The following is a 20537-nucleotide window of genomic DNA, read 5'->3' as shown; positions in this document are numbered from 1 at the left end:
ATGACTGCCCCCATTCCGCTTGCTCTAGCGGTAGTGCTTCAGCCTCTAAATTTTACCGATGTCAGTTTGCGATTTCTCTCGGTGCTGCTCTTGATCGCGATTAATGCGTTCTTCGTGACGGCTGAGTTCTCGATCGTGTCAGTGCGTCGCTCTCGAATTAATCAATTGGTCGATGCAGGGGATATTCAAGCTCGCACCGTACAGTCTTTACAACAAAGTATCGATCGCTTACTGTCTACCACTCAGCTTGGCATTACGTTATCGAGTCTAGCGCTGGGCTGGATTGGTGAATCATCGATGGCGGTGATCGTGTCCATGTGGATTACGCAGCTTCCTTTGCCGCAATCCTGGATACAGCCTTTGTCACACTCGGCTTCGATTCCGATCTCGTTTTTGCTGATTGCTTATCTGCAAATTGTGCTCGGTGAACTGTGCCCAAAGTCTCTGGCAATGCGGTACTCCGAGGAAATTGCGCGGTTTTTGGGTCCGTTTAGTTTGGCGATCGCGCGATTTTTCAATCCTTTTATCTGGATTTTGAATCAATCGACTCAGTTCTTATTGCGCTTGATTGGGGTGCAGTATACCGGGCAAGGGTGGTACAACCAGGTCACACCGGAAGAATTACAGCTGATTATTGCGACTTCTAGCGAGTCGAGCGGGTTGGAGCAGGAAGAACGCGAATTGCTCAGCAATGTGTTTGAATTTGCGGAAGTTTCGGCGGAAGAAGTGATGGTGCGGCGACCGAGCATGATTACTTTACCGATCGAGGCAACGGTGCGCGACTTGTTGGTCGAAGTTGCTGAAAGCGGACATTCGCGATTTCCCATTACGGGAGAATCGCTGGATGATATTTGTGGGTTTGTGCATTTGAAAGAGCTGGCTGAGCCTTTGGTGCAAGGGACGTTAAACATGGATAGTCCCTTGAAGTCTTGGATTCAGCCAGCGCGATTTGTCCCGGAGTATACGAGTTTGGGAGAGTTACTGACGCTGATGCAGCGCGATCGACAACATATGGTTTTAGTGGTCGATGAGTTTGGCGGCACAGCGGGATTGGTCACGATTCAAGATCTCGTGACTCAAATTATTGGGGAGACAGAAGAAAGCGATGAGGAGCAGCCGATTCAAACGATCGATGAAAATACCTTTATGATTCAGGCACAGATGAATCTAGAAGAAATTAACGATCGATTAGATCTGAATCTACCTGTGATTGAGGAGTATCAGACTTTAGGCGGCTTTCTGTTTTATCAATGGCAAAAAATTCCGCAGCCTGGAGAAACGCTGCAATATGCCAATTATGAATTAACCGTGGTTTCGGTGGAGGGGCCACGCTTGCATCAGATCCGTGTCCATCGCATTGAGACCCCGGCAATGCTCGACAAGACTAAGCCGGATTGACGCGCATCAAGGGCTGTCCGTATTCCACAGGCTGTCCATTCTGCACGAGGACTTCGACGATTTCGCCGGAGACTTCGGCTTCGATTTCGTTCATCACTTTCATCGCTTCGATGATGCACACGACTTGTCCTTTTTGAATGCGATTGCCGATATCGGCAAAGGGAGGTTCATCGGGCGCAGGAGAGCGATAAAACGTACCCACGATCGGCGAGACAACATCGACTAGTTTACGATCGTTCTTGGGTGCCACCGGCGTTTCTGCCTTCGCGGGTTCCGGGGACATCACAACAGGGGTAGGTGCAGTCGTTGTGATCGCGGCAACAGGCGCAACTTCAACTCGCGTTCCTCGGCGTACGACTAATTCAAAATCGTCTGCTTTTAACGTTAATTCCGAGATATCAGTTTGATTTAACGTGGTTAATAATTCGCGTAGCTCAGTCAGATCAAGTGGCACAGTTCTTATACTCCTCAAAAATTAGATGGGAGATCAGAAAGATATGTAGAGGATCTTTCTGATCTCAGATCGGGGGTTCGCTATTCTTTCTCGCGACCTAAATATGTATCGTTGCGAGTGTCAATTTTGATCTTTTCACCGATGGTGATGAATAACGGAACCATGACCTGTGCGCCCGTTTCGACGATCGCGGGCTTTGTGCCACCCGTTGCGGTATCGCCTTTGACACCGGGATCAGTTTGAGTCACTTCCAGCACGACAGAGTTTGGAAGTTCAACTTCCAAAACTTGTTCGTTCCAGCGGACGACGTTCACTTCCATGCCTTCTTTGAGGTATTTGACGCGATCGCCGATTTGAGCCGCGCTGAGCCGACCTTCATCGTAAGTTTCCATGTCCATAAACACGAACTCATCACCTTCTTTGTAGGTGTGTTGCATCGTGCTTTTTTCGAGCGTTGCTTGCGGTACGGTCTCCCCGGCTCGGAATGTGCGCTCGACCACGTTGCCATTTTGGGCGTTTTTGAGCTTGGTACGAACAAATGCAGAACCCTTACCCGGCTTGACGTGTAAAAATTCCACTACACGCCAGACTGAGCCGTCTAGCTCAATACTGACACCGGGACGAAAATCGTTACTGGAAATCATGACTTTAACTTACTAATTGGGGGAGAACATTCGGCACTTCATTTTACCGTCCCCCGACCGCTTTTTATCGCGACTCGACATGGGACAATCGGAGTGGCTGACTGATCTCTAGGGTTGAAGCTGTATGTCTTTTTGTAATGATTCATGGAAACGCGCGATCGTGCGCTTGAGCCAATGCGGAGTTGCCTTGCTCTGCGTGGTGGTGATTTTGGTGGGATTTGAGCCACCAGTGTTGGCACTGCCGCAGGGGAATGCAATTAAAGATCCGAAAGCGTTGTTGCGCTATGCGTTACCGATCGAGAATCCTGAAGTGCGTCAACTTCAGGACAGTTTGGAGGATGTCGCGGCTCAGTTGCGGGCAAATCGACGCTGGGGTGCGGTGAATTCGGATTTGAGTCGTGCGAATAACATTTTGACGAAGAAAAGTGACAAATTATTGGCAAGCGTGGTGGACGATCGCAAGTCTGAAGCGGAGCAGTTGCTCGAGCAACTGAAAGCTGGGATTGCGGAGATGACCGAAATTGCTACTGCAAAAGATAAAACCAAAACGCTAGAGAAGCGAGCAGAACTATTAGATAAAATAGGCGACTTGGAAGCAGCAATGGTTTCTAAGTTCCCGTATGAAGTGCCGCAAGAGTATAGCAATTTGCCGCAGTTAAAGGGACGCGCAACGATCGCGGCGAAGACCTCGAAAGGGGATTTAACGATCGTGGTAGATGGGTTTAGTGCGCCTGTGACGGCAGGGAATTTTGTTGATTTGGTGCAGCGCGGTTTTTATAACGGGTTGCCGTTTACTCGTGCGGAAGAGTCTTACGTGTTGCAAGTCGGTGACCCACCTGGAGATGAGGTTGGCTTTGTCGATCCGAAGACGAAGAAGTATCGGGCGATTCCTTTGGAAGTTTTAGTCAAAGGCGATAAGGTTCCGACGTATGGCATCACGTTAGAGGATGCGGGACGCTATCTCGATCCGCCTGTGCTGCCGTTTTCTGCTTATGGGGCGATGGCTTTGGCGCGTCCTGATTTTGATGCGAATGGGGGATCGTCTCAGTTTTTCTTCTTCTTGTTTGAGCCGGAGTTAACGCCTGCGGGTGCGAATCTGCTGGATGGTCGCTATTCGATTTTCGGATTTGTGACGGAAGGCGCAGATGTTTTAAGAGAGCTGCGGGCGGGGGATAAGATTGAGTCGATGAAAGTGGTTGATGGGTTGGAGAATTTGGTGGAGCCGAAGAACGCTTAGAGCATGTTTGAGAAGTATCAATTGTTTCCTCGCTCCGTTCTATCTCGCCCCGGAATGAATTCGGGGCTAACAGTGCGAAGTCCTTTTCAAAGGACTGAAGACCTGATTCTAATTGGCTTTTAGTCCCTTTAGTAGACTTCGTTCAACTAGCCCCGACATCCAATCCGGGGGCGGGTGAATACGATAAACGATACTTTTCAAGCTGATTTGATCTTGGATGTGGTTTATCAATTGGGTTTATAAGAAAAAGCACTGCTGAGATCAAACTCTCGCAGTGCTTTTTCTTGGGTTTGATGGGTTGGACTATTGAAGCTCGAATAGGGTAGGTTTGTAACCGTTGCCGTTGGTTGAAGTGGGTGCTTCTTCGGTTTTGAGGGCAGAGATTAGCATTTGCAGAGAGTCGCTCTCTTTGACGGGGGATTCTTCGACTGGGGCAAGGATAGGCGTTTTCTTTTTGGTTGAGCGGCGACGTTCGCTTTTGAGTGTGCCGCCTGCTTTGCCGTATTCGTTGCTATTTTTACCGTATTTGGCAGCGACTCCTGCGAGCATTCGTTCGGAACGATCGCGTAAGAGGGTTTCGGTGGCTTTGATGTCGCGGGTGAGTTCGTCGAGGGTGGAAAGGGTGGCGTTGTAGGTGTCGATTTGAGTCCGCAGTTTTTGGATCAGCTTTGAATAGTTGGAGAGGGTCAATTCGTCGCTGAGGGTTAGGTTGGGATCGATGGTGGTTAAGCCTGCGGCGCGCTGTTCGGCTTGGACGAGAATTTGTGAGCCTCGTTTTTGTCTTGCCATGAGTTACTCCTGAAAAAATTTAATCTTTTCTGCACTCTACTGTTTGTCACTTTTGTGGAGGCTGAGTAGAAATGTCTAAGGCAAGTAAGGAGTAATTGTTCGTAAGAAAAAACTTAGTTATTTTGCTCTATGCGATCGCGATTTGAATTGTTCTATTGGGCAGTTGCTTAGAGGGTGTTTGAGAAGTATCAGTAGTTTCCTCGCTCCGTTCTATCTCGCCACGGAATGAATTCGGGGGTGGGAGGACAGCGTGAGCGAAGAGTTTTTTATACTTTGAAGTACCCGCTTAGCTAAATTTAATTTGATCGCGTTTCAACTTGATGCGATCGCGATCTAACTTAATTTGATCGCGTTTCAACTTGATGCGATCGCGTTTCAACTTAATGCGATCGCGTTTCAACTCAATACGATCATGATTCAACTTGACGCGATCGCGATCTAACTTAATGCAATCGTGATTCAACTCGATACGATCATGATCTAACTTAATTTGATCGCGATCCAACTCAATACGATCGGCAGAGTTCAGTTGTGTTTCGCCCGTCAAAACACTTAGCACCCAATTCATTAATTAAATACGAAGGCTTTATAGTCTAAAAAGCTGAGAAATCAGAAATTATCAGGGGCAAAATGCGTGACGTTTTCATCTCCTACTCCCGGAAGGATAAGTCATTTGTAGAACAGTTACATCAGGCACTCGAAGCGCAGAATCGGGATGCGTGGGTCGATTGGGAAGATATTCCCCTCAGTGCAGAATGGTGGCATGAAATTCAGCGTGGCATCGAAAGTGCAAATACATTTGTGTTTGTGATCAGCCGCGATTCGATCGAGTCGAAGGTTTGTCGAGACGAAATTGAGCACGCCGTTCAGCATAATAAGCGACTGGTTCCAATCGTGCGCCGAGATGATTTTGAGATGGCAAAGGTACATCCCAACCTCTCGATGCATAATTGGCTGTTTTTTCGCGAAACAGATGAGTTTGAGTCAGGAATGCGGGTTTTGTTGAAGGCGATCGATACCGATTTGGAGTATGTCAGAGCACACACTCGGATTTTGGAAAAAGCGATCGAGTGGCAAGAACAAAAGCGGAATGAGAGTTTTGGGCTGAAGGGCGATGATTTGCGATCGGCGGAAGCATGGCTGAGTCAGGGGGAAGCGAAAGAGCCGAAGCCGACTGAGTTGCAGCAGAACTATATTCGGGCGAGTCGATCGACGGAGGATGCGACAGCAGAGGCAAAACGGATTCTAGAACAGGCGGTAGCGAAAGCGAAGCGGGTGAGTTTGCTGAGTTTATTGGCAGTTGGGGCAGCGGTAACTGTGGCAGCGATCGCAATTCCAGCTTCAATCCAGGCGCAGCGGCAGGCAGCAGAAGCGCGATCGCAGATGCAGGAAGCGAATGAGAGTTTAGTGCAGACTCAGGAAAAAGAGAAGGCAGCGAATGAGAAAGCGCTATTAGCGCAAAAGCAATTTGAGCAGGCACAAAAGCAGAAGCAGGCAGCAGAAACGCAGGCAAAACAGGCGGCAGAAAAAGCACGGGTGGCGCAGCAGCAATTTACTCAGGCGCAGCAGCAGGCGAAGGTTGCAGCACAGCAGTTGGCGCAGGTGAACCAGGAGAAGGAAGTTGTGGCTGTGGCGAAAGAGCAGGCGGAACAGCAATTGCAACAGGCACAGCAGCAGATTCAGGTAGCACAGGTGCAGTTAGGGAAAGCGCAAGCCGCAACGACAGCTGCACAGCAACAGACTGAACGGGCAGAGACGAGTCTTAGGGTAGCTGAGGATAAACGCAATACGATTTTGACTGCGAATGCTTTGGAGAAAGACGGCGTGGCAGCGCTAAAGCTCTCTAATGTCGAACAAATCCGAGGGTTAATAGATGCGATGCAAGCAGGGCAGCGCCTACAGGGTTTGATCAAAACGAAGGGGCAAGATGGATTTGCGGCGAGTCCGATTTTTTCACTACAAACGATCTTGGATAGGGTGGAAAATCGATCGCGGCAACCTTTTCAAAGACAAATACTGTTAGCACATGAATCCAATGTGCTAACAGCCAAGTTTAGCCCCAATGGGCAACGCATCGTGACGGCATCAGCCGATAAAACGGCTCGAGTCTGGGACGCAAACACCGGAGAGGAAGTTGCCACGCTCACCGGACATCAAGGCAATGTGTGGGCAGCCGAGTTCAGCCCGAATGGGCAACGCATCGTGACGGCATCAGATGACAAAACGGCTCAAGTTTGGGATGCAAACACCGGAGACGAAGTTGCTACGCTCATCGGACATCAAGGTAGTGTGAGTACAGCCAAGTTCAGTCCCGATGGACAACACATCCTCACTAGATCAGCAGCTGATAACACAGCTCGAGTCTGGGATGCAAACACCGGAGACGAAGTTGCTACGCTCACCGGACATCAAGGCAGTGTCAGTGCCGCCGAGTTCAGTCCCGATGGGCAACACATCCTCACTAGATCAGCAGCTGATAACACAGCTCGAGTCTGGGATATAAACACTGGAGACGAAGTTGCTACGCTCACCGGACATCAAGGCACTGACACTGCCGCCGAGTTCAGTCCCGATGGGCAACGCATCATTACTGCTTCAGCCGATAAAACGGCTCGAGTCTGGGATACAAATACCGGCCAGCAAATTGCCACGCTCACCGGACATCAAGGCACTGTGTGGGTAGCCAAGTTCAGTCCCGATGGACAACGCATCGTGACTGCTTCAGATGACAACACAGTTCGAGTCTGGGATACAAATACCGGCCAGCAAATTGCCACGCTCACCGGATATGAAGGCAGGGTGAGTGCAGCCAAGTTTAGCCCCGATGGGCAACGCATCCTCTCTCCATCGTGGGGCAACACAGCTCGAGTCTGGGACGCCAAAACTGGGCAGGAAGTTGCCACGCTCACCGGACATCAAGGCAGTGTGAGTGCAGCCGAGTTTAGCCCCGATGGACAACGCATCGTGACTGCTTCAGCCGATAAAACGGCTCGAGTTTGGGATACAAATACCGGCCAGCAAATTGCTACGCTCACCGGACATCGAGACAGTGTGGGTGCAGCCGAGTTCAGCCCTGATGGACAACGCATCGTGACTGCTTCAGCCGATAAAACGGCTCGAGTTTGGGATACAAATACCGGCCAGCAAATTGCTACGCTCACCGGGCATCAAGGCACTGTATGGGCAGCTAAGTTCAGCCCTGATGGACAACGCATCGTGACTGCTTCAGCCGATAAAACGGCTCAAGTCTGGAACGCAAAAACTGGACAGCAAATTGCCACGCTCACTGGGCATCAAGGATGGGCGATTGTAGCCAAGTTCAGCCCGAATGGACAACGCATCGTGACTGCTTCAGCCGATAAAACGGCTCGAGTCTGGGATGCCAAAACTGGACAGCAAATTGCTACGCTCACCGGGCATCAAGGCGCTGTGTGGGTAGCCGAGTTCAGCCCGAATGGGCAACGCATCGTGACTGCATCAGACGACAAAACGGCTCGAGTCTGGAACGCAAAAACTGGACAGCAAATTGCCACGCTTACTGGGCATCAAGGCACAGTGTGGGCAGCCAAGTTTAGTGCTGATGGGCAACGCATCATTACTGCATCAGCCGATAACACAGCTCGAGTCTGGGATGCAAACACCGGACAGGAAGTTGCCACGCTCACCGGACATCAAGGCAGTGTGAGTGCAGCCGAGTTCAGCCCGAATAAGCAACGCATCATTACTGCATCAGCCGATAACACAGCTCGAGTCTGGGATGCAAACACCGGACAGGAAGTTGCCACGCTCACTGGACATCAAAGCAGCGTGGGTGCAGCCGAGTTCAGCCCCAATGGACAACACGTCGTGACGGCATCAGCTGATAACACAGCTCGAGTTTGGGATGCAAACACCGGACAGGAAATTGCCACGCTCACCGGACATCAATCCTGGGTAAGTGCAGCCAAGTTCAGCCCCGATGGACAACGCATTCTGACTGCCTCACTCGACAACACAGCACAGATTGTACCTGTAGAAGACCTCAACATGCTTTTAGCTCGTGGCTGCCGATGGCTAACAAACTATTTGATCGTCAATCCCCAGGTTCTCAAATCGCTTTCCACCTGCCATCAGCCTGCCTTACTCCTCGCCAGTTCGCTAACCCTAGTCAACCAGAGCGAAGATGCTGCCAGAGCAGGCAAAATTGAAGACGCGATCGCCAACTTAACCCTCGCCAAATCCTGGAATCCCAACCTTACCTTTGACCCCAAAACCCATGCCCAGAATCTTTCAACTGCTGCTCAACTTCTTGACGAAGCCGATCGCTTAGCAAAAGCAGGCAAAATTGAAGACGCGATCGCCAAATATCACCAAGCTCAAGAGATCGATGAAAGCTTACAGTTTGATCCGGAGGAAAGGGCAGAAGAAAATGCTCCACCGCAGAATTGATCTATCAACTGAAACCCAATTACCCAATACGATGAAAAAGCTTGCCAGACTCACTCACTGTCACTGTTGAGATTCATAGTTCTGAGCAGTGATAGCACTCCACACCCATCCACAACACACTCACCTATGCAAACCTACGATTGGATCGTCATCGGCGCAGGAATCACAGGCGCATCCCTCAGCTACGAACTCACCCAACAAGGCTACTCCGTCCTCTTACTCGATGCCGATCGCAATCCCCCCTCTGCAACCCGCTTTAGCTATGGCGGCATCGCTTACTGGTCAGGCACAACCGACCTCACCCGCCAACTCTGCACCGAAGCAAAAATCATTCATCAAAACCTCTCCGCCGAACTCGATGCCGACACCGAATTTCGCGAGATCGATCTGCTGTTAACGATCGCCCCCGAATCCAACCCCGAAACCCTGACTGCCGCCTATGCCAACTTTGCAACCCCTCCGCAATTTCTCACGATCGAAGCCGCGTGTGAGCTAGAACCCTTACTCGATCCAAACGGCATCGCTGGAGCCTTAACCGTCAAACACGGACACATCAATGCTGAAAAAACAGCACAGGCATACATTCAAGCCATGCAGCGATCGACCGGAACCTATACGATCGCAACCGTCACCAAACTCCTCAAAACCAGCGTTCTCACCACCGAAGGCGAATTTTTTGCAGCCAATATTGTGCTTTGTATGGGAGGCTTGACACGCCAATTCTTGAAAAACGCAGGTATCTCGATCGCTCAGTACTTCACCCACGCCGAAATCATCGAAATCCCTTCTAGCACGGTGCAGCTTAGTACCTTAGTTATGCCAGCCGAAGCCGAGCGATTCACCCTAGAAGCAAATGCCAGTCGTGATGATGCAATCTGGGATCAACTCGGACAAGAACCTGCCCCTGCAATTCTCGATGCTGGCGCAGTTCAATTCCGAGATAGCCGAATCCTAATCGGACAAGTCAGCCGAACCTTAACTGACCCAAATGCCGCGATCGATGCCCGTCAAAGTGAAGCCGATCTGCGAAAAAAAATCAGCCGCGTCTTACCCAAAATCGGCGAACTAGCCGGAACCTGGCAACATTGCCTCGTCGCATTCAGCGGCGATCGCTTACCCTTAGTCGGCAAAATCCCAGGACACGAGACGCTGCACGTGTTCTCAGGATTTGGAAACCCTTTAGCGATCGTCCCTCCTTTAGCTCGAAGATTTGCCATTCAGTCAAAAGGAACCCCAGACGCATTGTTGCAACAAGTCTCGCTAGAACGATTCACCAAAAACGGATAGGGAGATAGAAGCCTTACAGTTTAACAAAGTCCCTAAGGAATGAGAATTTATTAACTTGCACATTCTCGCGGTTGCTTTTCGCTTCGTTTCTAGCAGCTTCAGCCCCCTAAATCCCCCAATTCTGGGGGACTTTGAGCCAAGTCCGGTTCCCCCAGAATTGGGGGTTAGGGGGCACGATTCGTCAGGCAATAACCAATATTATTTAATTCACGATCCTAAGCTCCGATTCTGCCTCACCCTCGATTAAAATCGGGGCTAATAAAATGAAGTCCACTAAAGGGACTAAAACAGCCAACATGAGAGCCTTTCAGTCCCTTCAGCAGACTTTTCTCTGTTAACCCGGATTTTCAATCACGGGCGGAATTGCAACGCAGCGAAACAATCTCCCCACCCCGCAAAATTCATGCAATTGCCGACTAATTTCCCCCCACTCCTGGCAATATCTTCTGCACAAACTCATAAACTTCATTCAAAACCAACGGCGAAATCTCATGCCCAATATCAAATTCCTGATAGTCGATCGCGATACCCAAATTCTCTAAATTCCGCTTCGCAAGCTGCGCTGCTGCCAGAGGAACCACCATATCTTGCCGACCATGCACCATCAAAATCGGCGGAACCGTCGTCCCAGGATGCAGCGTAGAATGTTGATACCCACTCAAAATCATCAACCCCGCCAGAGGCAAAGACAATCCCACATCCAACGTCATTGCTCCGCCTTGAGAAAAGCCCCCTAAAATCGTGCGCGATAAAGGAATTCCGGTTGTTGCCTCTAAAGAATTGAGCCAATCCGTTAACTGTTGGCGACTGCTGAGCAAGTCCGATCGCTGACCAAAATCACTCGAAAAATTTGACTCGCTCAAGCCGTACCACATCCGACCTTCAGGACTATAAGGAAACGGAAACGGCGCATCAGGCAGAATAAACTGCACCTGATCCAATTTCAGCAAAGAACAGAGAAACGCCACATCCTGAGCATTTGCACCCCAGCCATGCAATATGACGATCGCAGCAGTTGCAGTGCCCGACTTGGCGGGAATTGTCATCGTATTCAGCATAAAATTCCTATCTCATCCAGTCGATTGTATGCTTAGAGATCTCTTTTTACTTGGGAACTAAATCGATGGCACGTTTGGCACTATTAAGCGTCTCCAACAAAACAGGATTAGTCGAATTTGCAAAACAATTAGTCGAAGAATTTGGCTTCGATATTATCAGCAGCGGCGGAACGGCTCAAGCCTTGAAAGCAGCAGGCTTACCCGTGACGAAAGTCTCCGACTACACCGGATCGCCCGAAATTTTAGGCGGACGCGTCAAAACCCTACATCCTCGAATTCACGGCGGAATCTTAGCCAGACGCGATTTGCCGGAACATGTCGCAGACTTGGAAGCTCAGAACATTCGCCCGATCGATTTAGTCGTCGTCAATCTCTACCCATTTGAACAAACGATCGCAAAACCCGATGTCACATTAGAAGACGCGATCGAACAAATTGATATCGGCGGCCCTGCAATGGTTCGCGCTTCGGCTAAAAACTTCGCAAACCTGACCATCCTCTGCAATCCCAACCAGTACGACACGTACCTAGAAGAACTCCGCAAAAACGGAGAAGCCTCGATCGCATTCCGGCAGACCTGCTCACTTCAAGCTTTCAAACACACAGCCAGCTATGACGCTGCGATCGCAGCCTATCTCGAACAGCAACTCGAACAAACCTCAGAAACTTTCACCCTGACGGGAACCCGAATCCAAGAACTGCGTTACGGGGAAAATCCACATCAACCTGCTTCCTGGTATCAAACTGGAGCAACTCCCACAGGTTGGGCAGCCGCAACAAAATTGCAGGGTAAAGAACTCAGCTACAACAACTTAGTTGATTTAGAAGCCGCTCGATCGATCATTGCAGAATTTGCCAATGATGATCCAGCCGCAACGATCATTAAACATAACAACCCTTGTGGATCAGCGATGGGATCATCGATCGCTGAAGCCTACGAAAAGGCATTTAATGCAGATTCGACTTCCGCATTCGGTGGAATTGTTGCACTAAACCGAGCGATCGACGCTGCAACCGCAACGGCTCTGACCAAAACCTTCTTAGAATGCGTCGTTGCACCTGGAATTGATTCGGAAGCTCAAACGATTCTGCAAGCCAAACAAAATCTTCGAGTGCTGATCCTTCCAGATTTGACTGATGGCGCTAAGAACAATGTCAAACAGATTGCAGGCGGATTCTTAGTTCAAGCCGCGGATGACATTGTGGCTGATCCGAATGCTTGGCAATTTGTCACCGAGAAGCAGCCCACCCCTGAAGAACTTGCAGAACTCTTATTTGCCTGGAAAATCTGTAAACATGTGAAATCGAATGCCATTGTCGTGAGCAACGATCGCACAACTTTAGGAGTCGGGGCTGGACAAATGAATCGAGTCGGCTCTGCCAAAATCGCCCTCGAACAAGCAGGCGAAAAAGCCCAAGGCGCAATTCTCGCATCGGACGGATTTTTCCCATTTGATGACTCCGTGAAAACGGCAGCCGCAGCGGGAATTAAAGCGATCGTTCAACCCGGTGGAAGTATGCGCGATGCAGACTCGATCAAAGCTGCCAACGAACTCGGAATTGTTATGGTTCTTACAGGAATTCGGCACTTCTTACATTAGATTGTGTTAAGTTCTATTACATTCCTCACAAGAACACGTTCCTATGCCTGCCGATATCTTTCAAACCCTTAAGGTTTACAGTCAGTTTGTCCATCCTGTTTTGATGTGGGTTTTGCTAGCGCTGACCAGTTACGCAATGTATACCGGGCTGCAATGGCGACGCACTCGATCGGCTCAAGGCGATTTGAAGAAAGAGCTCGTCAAGCAAAGATTCAACATCAAGCATCACCAAATCGGTGCGATCGTACTCACGTTGATGGTGGTTGGTTCAGTCGGGGCAATGGGTGCGACTTATATCAATAGCGGTAAACTTTTTGTCAATCCGCACTTGATAACAGGATTAGGAATGACCTGTCTGATTGCAATGTCAGCTTCGCTTACACCATTCATGCAGAAAGGACAAGAATGGGCGCGACTCAGCCACATCGTTATCAACGTAGTGATTACTGGACTGTTTGGCTGGCAGGCTGTCACAGGCGTGGGAATCGTGCAGAACATTATTAACCGGATGTAGTTCTTTGTGTTTCCCAGAATGGGAGATTGAGCAGCCTAAACTCGCCTACATCCAAATTCATACCGCTTTTAGAGGCAGCGATTTTCTCACTGCCTCTAGTTTTTGGCAGTCCACCTGCGGCTCTAGCGCCTCAAATCATTTTGATCCCCAATTTTGCAACTTGATCCCCGATCTAAAAATCTGCTCCCCATTTAACAAAACTTAGTCTCAATTTTGCCGTACAATTTTGGCAACGATCCCGCCCACTTACCCCAGCGTCTTTATGAGTATTGGATATGTTGCCCTCGTTCTGCACGCTCACTTGCCCTTCGTCCGTCATCCGGAGAGTGACTTTGTATTAGAAGAGGAATGGCTGTATGAAGCAATTACTGAAACCTATATTCCCTTAATTCAAGTTTTTGAAGGCTTAAAACGCGACGGCGTAGACTTCAAAATCACCATGAGCATGACCCCGCCGCTCTGCTCGATGTTGGCAGATCCACTGCTCCAAGAACGCTATGACGAGCACTTGTCCAAGCTCGAAGAATTAGCAGAACTGGAAGTCGAGCGTCACGCTCATTCTGGGCACATGAAATATCTGGCGGAATACAACGCCAAAGAATTCAACGGGGTTCGCAATACTTGGGAGAAGTACGATCGTAATTTAATCAACGCCTTCAAACAGTTTCTCGACTCCAACAACCTTGAAATCATCACCTGCGGCGCAACCCACGGATATCTGCCGCTGATGAAAATGTATCCGCAAGCCGTCTGGGCACAGATCCAGGTCGCTTGTGAACATTACGAAAAAACCTTTGGTCGTCCTGCGAAAGGCATTTGGCTCCCTGAATGTGCCTATTACGAAGGGGTCGAGCGGATGCTCGCCGATGCAGGTCTGCGCTATTTCCTCACGGATGGACATGGAATTCTCTATGCCCGTCCTCGTCCGCGTTATGGCAGCTACGCACCGATTTTCACGGAGCCAGGAGTCGCAGCATTTGGACGTGATCACGAATCCTCGCAGCAAGTTTGGTCTTCAGAGGTCGGCTATCCGGGCGCGGTTGAATATCGAGAGTTCTATCGCGATTTGGGTTGGGATGCGGACTATGAATACATCAAACCGTACGTTATGCCCAACGGTCAGCGTAAAAATGTCGGCATCAAGTACCACAAAATTACCGGAAAAGGCTTAGGTCTGGGCGATAAGCAGCTTTACGATCCTTACTGGGCACGTGAGAAAACCACAGAACATGCCGCGAATTTTGTCTACAACCGCGAACGCCAAGTCGAGCATTTATTTGGCATCATGCACCGTCCGCCGATCATTGTCTCGCCCTATGATGCAGAGCTTTTCGGGCACTGGTGGTATGAAGGTCCGATGTTCATCGATTACCTCTTCCGCAAATCGTGGTTCGATCAAAGTACCTTTGAGATGACTCACCTCGCTGACTATTTGAGAACGCATCCGACTCAGCAAGTGTGTCGCCCGTCTCAATCGAGTTGGGGATACAAGGGCTTCCACGAATACTGGTTAAATGAGACGAATGCTTGGATCTATCCGCATTTGCACAAAGCCGCAGAACGCATGATCGAACTTGCAAAACGTGAGCCTGCGGATGAACTAGAGTGGAAAGCACTGAATCAAGCTGCCCGCGAATTGTTGCTTGCACAGTCTTCGGACTGGGCGTTTATTATGCGAACGGGCACAATGGTTCCTTATGCTGTCAGAAGAACACGATCGCATTTAATGCGCTTCAACAAGCTCTATGAAGATATCAACCACGGCAAGGTTGATTCGGGCTGGGTTGAAAAAGTAGAAGCGATCGACAATATCTTCCCCGATATTAACTATCGCGTTTATCGCCCGCTCTAACCTTTGGAAGCGCAGCTTAGGCTCTAGGCTGCGCTTCTCCATAAGTAAATTCAAGCCAATGCCAACGACTAAAAGTTATCATGCGTTCTTAGTTAGTTCGCTGCAAGATCCAGAAGCCGCCGCAGCATATCTGGATTCTGTTCTAGAAGATGGCGATCCGCAGCATATTCGCCTAGCGTTGAAGAACGTTGCTGAGGCACGAGCAAGTTTGACTGAGCTATCAAATGCTGTCAAATGGCGAGAATGCTATGAATTATTAGAACAAGGAGAGATGCCGAATCTCCTGATGCTTGTTGATCTTTTGAATGAGTTGAATCTGCGTTTGTCGATCGCTCAAAAAACTTGAACGATCGCTCAAAAACTGATCGTCCATACACTCAAAATTCTCTAAGCTCAATTGCTTCCGTCTCAAGAACCCGAGCTATTTTGATGTGCGATCGACTTCACCTTAGAGATAGTATTCCGATCCATGCAAGTTCTCCATTTCAACCAAACGGATGTAGCAGGAGGTGCAGCACTGGCAGGCTATCGACTGCATCAAGGACTATTAGATCAGAAGATTGATTCTCGATTCCTCGTTGCTCGTAAGGTTACTCAAAGCGATCTCGTTACTCAACTTCCTTCGCCTTCACGGACAGAGAGACGAATTCAAAGCATTACTGATCCGTTTGGATTGGCTCAGATTCATTTACTTTCGACATTCAATCTCAAACAACATCCGAGCTATCAAAGTGCTGATTTGCTCAATTTTCATAACTTACATGATGGCTACTTTAACTATCTAGCGATCGCACATCTCACCCAACCCAAGCCTGCGGTTCTCACTCTGCATGATATGTGGTCAATGACCGGGCATTGCTCATTTAGCTATGACTGCGATCGCTGGAAAATCGGCTGTGGCAACTGTCCCGATCTCACCATCTTTCCACCGATGCAGCGCGATAGTAGCCATTGGGAATGGAACCTGAAAAAATGGGCGTATCACAAAGCTCGATTAACGATCGTCGCTCCGAGTCGCTGGCTGGAAACCGTTGCGAGAGAAAGCCCACTATTTAGACGATTTGCCGTGCATCATATTCCTTACGGAATAGATGTGGATGTCTATAAACCGCTTGATCCAGAGTACTGTCGATCGCGATTGAACCTGCCAAAAGATAAGAGAGTTTTACTCTTTGTCGCGACTCACCTTCAGGAACGCCGCAAAGGAGGTGATTTAGTTTTAGCCGCATTGCAACAGTTACCAGACGCGATTAAATCTCAACTCGTACTTGTCACATTCGGCAGCGGCGATACCGAGCAGACTGGAATTCAAACTGTCTCACTCGGCTATATCCAAGATGACGCAGAAAAAGCGATCGTATATTCCGCCGCAGATCTGCTCGTATTTCCGACCCGCGCCGATAACTTACCGCTCGTTCTCCAAGAAAGTCTTGCCTGTGGTACGCCGATGATTTCTTGCCGTGTCGGAGGGGTGCCTGATTTAGTTCGCCCCAACGTCACAGGCTACTTGGCAAACTCAGAAGACGTTCAGGATCTCAAAACTGGAATTTTAGTCCTGCTCGAAAACGACCGATTGCGTCAACAGATGCGCGAGAATTGCCGAACGATCGCAGTGTCAGAATATCGGCTAGAACTTCAAGCACAGCGCTATATTGAGCTATATCAAACCCTACTCAATTCTATCGATCGGTAGACTCTAAGCCACAGTGCTCTATCTTATGATAGATTTGCGATTCTCGTCTCCGCGATTCATGACCCAGCCTCGCCAGTCTTTGAGTGAATTTCAGCAATTTCCAAACTCATCAGCAGATTCTCGGTACTACAAGCAGTATCTAGAAACGGTCTGCAACAATGCAACCCTAGCGCTGTTTGTGATGGATGAACATCAGCAGTGCGTTTATATGAATCCTGCGGCTGAAAAGCTCACTGGATATGCGTTGCACGAGCTTCAGGGGCGGGCTTTACATGATGCGATTCACCATACTCGCCCGGATGGTAGCCCTTACCCATTATGTGAATGCCCGATCGATCAAGTCTTTCCGCAAAACAACCAAGAGCAAGGCGAAGAAGTCTTTGTTCATCGGGATGGACATTTTTATCCGGTTGCTTATACAGCCAGTCTCATTCGAGAAGCCGGTCAAACGATCGGAACCGTGATCGAAGTTCGAGACATTACCCAAGAGAAAGTTAATGCAAAAATGCAGCAGGAAGTCGCTGAGCGAGAACGCCTCCTGCGCGAAGCAGCAGAAGCCGAAAAAACACGAGCTGAAACAGTTTTGCAAAGCATCACCGATGCATTCATTGTGCTCGATCGAGAATGGAACTATGTTTATGTCAATGCTGCGGCAACCCGATTGTTTCTCAAGTCTGAAGCGGAATTAGTGGGTCATTGCATTTGGGAGGTATTTCCCGAAGCGATTCACACCCCGATTTATACCGAATATTGTCGGAGTCTGGCTGAGCAAAAAACGATCGAGTTTGAATGCTTCTACTCCACCTGGAATCGTTGGTTTCTGAATCGGGTTTCCCCTTCAGCCACGGGCATATCTGTGTTTGTGTCGGATATTACCGAGCGCAAACAAACGCAGCAAGCCCTACTTGAAAGCGAAGTCCGATTTCGCAGCTTGTTTGAGTGCAATATTATTCCGATCGGCATTTGGACAAAAGACGGGGGCTTAACGGACGGGAATGATGCACTGCTGGATCTCATTGGCTATACCCGCGCCGAACTTGAAGCCGGACTCCTGACTTGGAAATCGCTGACCCCACCTGAATGGGAAAAGCGAGATGCCGAAGCCGTTGAAGAAATTATGACGCGAGGTTATTGCACAGCATTTGAGAAAGAATACATTCACAAAAATGGGCATCGGGTTCCAATTTTGCTAGGGGGCGGCAAATTTGATCAAGCGTCTCAAAGTGGGTTTTTCTTTGCGATCGATCTGTCTCAACTCAAGCAAACCGAAGCCGAATTAAGAGAAGCAGACTCGCTTCTGTCTTCAGCGCTCGCTGCCGGATCGATTTATACCTGGCGCTGGCGAATGCAGGAAAATGTCATCTCAGTGGACGCTGCATTGGCGCAGTTATTGGGGGTTGATCCTGAAACTGCAATGCGGGGATTACCGCTCGAAATTTTCTTAAATGCCATACACCCAGACGATCACGAGTCGGTTGCAACCGCGATTCAGACTGCGATCGAGACCCGAGAAGACTATCTCACAGAATATCGAGTGCGCTCAGCCGATGGGTCAGAGCGTTGGGTCACAGCACGAGGACGGGTCGAATATGACGCAGACGGAACGCCCATTTCGTTTCCAGGTGCTCTCTCTGACATTACCGAACGCAAACAAATCGAAGCGACATTACAAGAGACGGAAGAGCGATTACGACTGGCGATCGAGTCGGCTGAACTCGGGACTTGGGATTTTAATCTCGTGACCGGACGGATCATTTGGAATGACGGCTGTAAGGCAATGTTCGCAACAACCGGCGAGGACGAAATTACCTTCGACACGGTGCAAGCTGGAATGCATCCCGATGATCGCGATCGCGTCAATCAATTTGTCCAAGCCGTACTCGATCGACAAAGCTCAGGCGATGAGGTAATCGAGTACCGAGTCATTGGGTTCTCGGATGGGATCGAGCGGTGGGTTGCTTGTCGCGGTAAAGTTTTTACGGATTCCGTCGGCAATCCGATCCGGTGGGTTGGCACATTGCTCAATGTCACCGAAGTCAAACGCCGTGAAGCGGAACGACAAGAACTGCTCGATCGAGAAAAGCTGCTGCGCGAACAAGCCGAACAAGCGAATCGGATCAAAGATGAATTTCTCGCGGTTCTCTCGCACGAGTTGAGAACGCCCCTCAATCCGATCCTCGGCTGGGTGAAAATGCTCAAAGGCGGGAAATGTCCCCCAGAACGAGTGCCCCAAGCGCTCGACACGATCGAGCGCAATGCAGTGTTGCAAGCTCAATTGATCGAAGATTTGCTGGATGTCTCTCGGATTTTGCAAGGAAAGGTTGTCCTCAACGGCGATTGGATCAATCTCGCCGAAACGGTGACAGCCGCAGTCGAAACGGTTCGCTTAGCCGCAGAATCGAAGGCGATCGAGCTTGTGCTCACGGTTGATCCACTGCTTGGCTCAGTTCGGGGGGATGCCAACCGATTGCAGCAGGTCTTTTGGAACTTGCTATCGAATGCTGTGAAATTTACGCCGGTTTCAGGACGCGTTGAAGTCACGCTCTCGCAGGTTGAGACGGAAGCTCAGATTCAGATTCGTGATTCGGGCAAAGGCATTCGGGCTGAAGTGTTACCGTATATTTTCGAGCGCTTCCGTCAAGCCGATTCTTCGACAACTCGGCAGTTTGGGGGGTTAGGGTTGGGACTTGCGATCGCACGTCATCTCGTCGAACTGCATGGGGGGACGATCTCTGCTGAAAGTCTAGGAGAAAATCAAGGTGCCACCTTCACCGTCAGATTGCCGATTGCCATGATTCAAACTCAACTTGATCAACCTGAGCGCGGATCTGAAGTATCCCAAGATCTTCTAGGGGTGAAAATTTTAGCGATCGATGACGAACCAGATAATCTGGATTTCTTAGTCTTTGTGCTCGAAGCCGCAGGCGCAATTGTACAAGGGGTTCAATGTGCAAAACTGGCGCTAGAAAAGTTGTCTGAATTCTCGCCAGATTTAGTCATCAGCGATATTGCCATGCCGGATCTCGATGGGTATGAGTTGATCCAGCGAGTTCGGCAGCAGAGTGATGTGCCTGCGATCGCGTTAACGGCTTATGCAGGAGAAACAAATCAGCATCAAATCTTAGCCGCCGGATTTCAGCGACACTTAGCTAAACCCATTGAACCGAGTCAGGTGATTCATGAGATCATCACTCTGCTCAAATAGATTCGCGCTGATATGCTTAAACTCCGAGCGGTTTAAGACTCGGAGTTTTTACTTGGTTATCTATCTCAATGCGGTATTCGCAAAGCCCAAAGTTAGGAGAAAGCCCAAAATATGCCCAAAGCTCATACAAGCAAGAAAACCAGCAACACTGATGTTATTGAATAAAGATTTAGAAAATGGCAGCGGCATCTTTGCACCCGTATGAGGGTGTTTGATAGTCCGCGAACCGATTAATAGAACGAGCAAACAAGCACCGACAATAAACGGCGTACCTTGCCAGTTCCACAGTTCACCAGAAGGAGGCAGTTCAAACATAGACAATAACTCCATAGATGGGATGCACCTATGATGAGTGCGCTCTCCCAAGCGAACCTCTT

Annotated in this window: 16 protein-coding genes; 10 read left to right on the top strand and 6 right to left on the bottom strand. The window is 49.4% G+C overall.

The window, feature by feature from the left end; genetic code table 11:
• Nucleotides 1–1398: a hemolysin family protein gene (locus tag OU814_RS15305; RefSeq protein WP_268184099.1), complete on the top strand. Its 1398-nt coding sequence runs from the start codon at nt 1–3 to the stop codon at nt 1396–1398.
• On the opposite strand, the gene accB is transcribed toward OU814_RS15305, so the two are convergent.
• Both accB and efp read right to left on the bottom strand, forming a co-directional pair.
• Nucleotides 1385–1852 (bottom strand): acetyl-CoA carboxylase biotin carboxyl carrier protein, encoded by a 468-nt coding sequence (gene accB / locus OU814_RS15300; RefSeq protein WP_268184098.1) that lies wholly within the window; start codon nt 1850–1852, stop codon nt 1385–1387. The genes OU814_RS15305 and accB overlap by 14 nt on opposite strands.
• 80 nt (nt 1853–1932) lie before the next feature.
• Nucleotides 1933–2496 (bottom strand): elongation factor P, encoded by a 564-nt coding sequence (gene efp / locus OU814_RS15295; protein WP_086371030.1) that lies wholly within the window; start codon nt 2494–2496, stop codon nt 1933–1935.
• A gap of 124 nt (nt 2497–2620) precedes the next feature.
• On the opposite strand from efp, the gene OU814_RS15290 reads away from it, so the two are divergent.
• Nucleotides 2621–3733, top strand: a complete 1113-nt coding sequence (locus tag OU814_RS15290; protein WP_268184096.1) for a peptidylprolyl isomerase — start codon at nt 2621–2623, stop codon at nt 3731–3733.
• A gap of 303 nt (nt 3734–4036) precedes the next feature.
• Here OU814_RS15290 and OU814_RS15285 read toward each other — a convergent pair whose 3' ends face one another.
• Entirely contained in the window at nt 4037–4522 is a 486-nt protein-coding gene (locus OU814_RS15285) for a hypothetical protein (RefSeq protein WP_268184094.1), read from the bottom strand.
• A gap of 286 nt (nt 4523–4808) precedes the next feature.
• The gene (locus OU814_RS15280; protein ID WP_268184092.1) at nt 4809–5090 is read right to left on the bottom strand and encodes a DUF874 family protein; all 282 of its coding nucleotides are present in this window, start codon (nt 5088–5090) and stop codon (nt 4809–4811) included.
• A gap of 62 nt (nt 5091–5152) precedes the next feature.
• Here OU814_RS15280 and OU814_RS15275 point away from each other — a divergent pair, with 62 nt between their 5' ends.
• Nucleotides 5153–8950 (top strand): eIF2A-related protein, encoded by a 3798-nt coding sequence (locus OU814_RS15275; protein WP_268184089.1) that lies wholly within the window; start codon nt 5153–5155, stop codon nt 8948–8950.
• A gap of 126 nt (nt 8951–9076) precedes the next feature.
• Nucleotides 9077–10237, top strand: a complete 1161-nt coding sequence (locus tag OU814_RS15270) for an NAD(P)/FAD-dependent oxidoreductase (protein ID WP_268184086.1) — start codon at nt 9077–9079, stop codon at nt 10235–10237.
• Between the two features lie 416 nt (nt 10238–10653).
• Here OU814_RS15270 and OU814_RS15265 read toward each other — a convergent pair whose 3' ends face one another.
• Nucleotides 10654–11295, bottom strand: a complete 642-nt coding sequence (locus OU814_RS15265) for an alpha/beta hydrolase (protein WP_268184084.1) — start codon at nt 11293–11295, stop codon at nt 10654–10656.
• Nucleotides 11296–11360: 65 nt separating this feature from the next.
• Here OU814_RS15265 and purH point away from each other — a divergent pair, with 65 nt between their 5' ends.
• From purH to OU814_RS15235, 6 genes are all read left to right on the top strand, one after another.
• The gene (gene purH / locus OU814_RS15260) at nt 11361–12896 is read left to right on the top strand and encodes a bifunctional phosphoribosylaminoimidazolecarboxamide formyltransferase/IMP cyclohydrolase (RefSeq protein WP_268184082.1); all 1536 of its coding nucleotides are present in this window, start codon (nt 11361–11363) and stop codon (nt 12894–12896) included.
• 43 nt (nt 12897–12939) lie between these two features.
• The gene (locus OU814_RS15255; RefSeq protein WP_190648241.1) at nt 12940–13410 is read left to right on the top strand and encodes a DUF4079 domain-containing protein; all 471 of its coding nucleotides are present in this window, start codon (nt 12940–12942) and stop codon (nt 13408–13410) included.
• Nucleotides 13411–13672: 262 nt separating this feature from the next.
• Nucleotides 13673–15262, top strand: a complete 1590-nt coding sequence (locus OU814_RS15250; RefSeq protein WP_190648244.1) for a glycoside hydrolase family 57 protein — start codon at nt 13673–13675, stop codon at nt 15260–15262.
• Nucleotides 15263–15320: 58 nt separating this feature from the next.
• Nucleotides 15321–15608: a helix-turn-helix domain-containing transcriptional regulator gene (locus OU814_RS15245; RefSeq protein WP_268184079.1), complete on the top strand. Its 288-nt coding sequence runs from the start codon at nt 15321–15323 to the stop codon at nt 15606–15608.
• A 123-nt stretch (nt 15609–15731) separates the two neighbouring features.
• The gene (locus tag OU814_RS15240; RefSeq protein ID WP_268184077.1) at nt 15732–16955 is read left to right on the top strand and encodes a glycosyltransferase family 4 protein; all 1224 of its coding nucleotides are present in this window, start codon (nt 15732–15734) and stop codon (nt 16953–16955) included.
• A gap of 58 nt (nt 16956–17013) precedes the next feature.
• Nucleotides 17014–20160 carry a hybrid sensor histidine kinase/response regulator gene (locus tag OU814_RS15235; RefSeq protein WP_268184075.1) on the top strand — a complete coding sequence of 1049 codons (3147 nt, stop codon included), beginning with the start codon at nt 17014–17016 and terminating at the stop codon, nt 20158–20160.
• A gap of 60 nt (nt 20161–20220) precedes the next feature.
• Here the strand turns inward: OU814_RS15235 and OU814_RS15230 are convergent, their stop codons facing one another.
• Nucleotides 20221–20475 carry a hypothetical protein gene (locus OU814_RS15230; protein WP_017287563.1) on the bottom strand — a complete coding sequence of 85 codons (255 nt, stop codon included), beginning with the start codon at nt 20473–20475 and terminating at the stop codon, nt 20221–20223.
• Nucleotides 20476–20537: the final 62 nt, after the last annotated feature.

This window comes from Leptolyngbya sp. GGD (assembly GCF_026735145.1).
Classification (GTDB): domain Bacteria; phylum Cyanobacteriota; class Cyanobacteriia; order Leptolyngbyales; family Leptolyngbyaceae; genus Leptolyngbya; species Leptolyngbya boryana.
This window is presented reverse-complemented; position numbering and strand designations above follow the sequence as displayed.

Excerpts from the sequence above, each read along its gene's own strand:
- purH (WP_268184082.1), top strand. The coding sequence starts at position 11,361 with ATGGCACGTTTGGCACTATTAAGCGTCTCCAACAAAACAGGATTAGTC.
- OU814_RS15305 (WP_268184099.1), top strand. The coding sequence starts at position 1 with ATGACTGCCCCCATTCCGCTTGCTCTAGCGGTAGTGCTTCAGCCTCTA.
- OU814_RS15285 (WP_268184094.1), bottom strand. The coding sequence starts at position 4,522 with ATGGCAAGACAAAAACGAGGCTCACAAATTCTCGTCCAAGCCGAACAG.
- OU814_RS15230 (WP_017287563.1), bottom strand. The coding sequence starts at position 20,475 with ATGTTTGAACTGCCTCCTTCTGGTGAACTGTGGAACTGGCAAGGTACG.
- OU814_RS15290 (WP_268184096.1), top strand. The coding sequence starts at position 2,621 with ATGTCTTTTTGTAATGATTCATGGAAACGCGCGATCGTGCGCTTGAGC.
- OU814_RS15245 (WP_268184079.1), top strand. The coding sequence starts at position 15,321 with ATGCCAACGACTAAAAGTTATCATGCGTTCTTAGTTAGTTCGCTGCAA.
- efp (WP_086371030.1), bottom strand. The coding sequence starts at position 2,496 with ATGATTTCCAGTAACGATTTTCGTCCCGGTGTCAGTATTGAGCTAGAC.
- OU814_RS15250 (WP_190648244.1), top strand. The coding sequence starts at position 13,673 with ATGAGTATTGGATATGTTGCCCTCGTTCTGCACGCTCACTTGCCCTTC.
- OU814_RS15275 (WP_268184089.1), top strand. The coding sequence starts at position 5,153 with ATGCGTGACGTTTTCATCTCCTACTCCCGGAAGGATAAGTCATTTGTA.
- OU814_RS15255 (WP_190648241.1), top strand. The coding sequence starts at position 12,940 with ATGCCTGCCGATATCTTTCAAACCCTTAAGGTTTACAGTCAGTTTGTC.
- OU814_RS15240 (WP_268184077.1), top strand. The coding sequence starts at position 15,732 with ATGCAAGTTCTCCATTTCAACCAAACGGATGTAGCAGGAGGTGCAGCA.
- OU814_RS15270 (WP_268184086.1), top strand. The coding sequence starts at position 9,077 with ATGCAAACCTACGATTGGATCGTCATCGGCGCAGGAATCACAGGCGCA.
- OU814_RS15280 (WP_268184092.1), bottom strand. The coding sequence starts at position 5,090 with ATGAATTGGGTGCTAAGTGTTTTGACGGGCGAAACACAACTGAACTCT.
- OU814_RS15265 (WP_268184084.1), bottom strand. The coding sequence starts at position 11,295 with ATGCTGAATACGATGACAATTCCCGCCAAGTCGGGCACTGCAACTGCT.
- OU814_RS15235 (WP_268184075.1), top strand. The coding sequence starts at position 17,014 with ATGACCCAGCCTCGCCAGTCTTTGAGTGAATTTCAGCAATTTCCAAAC.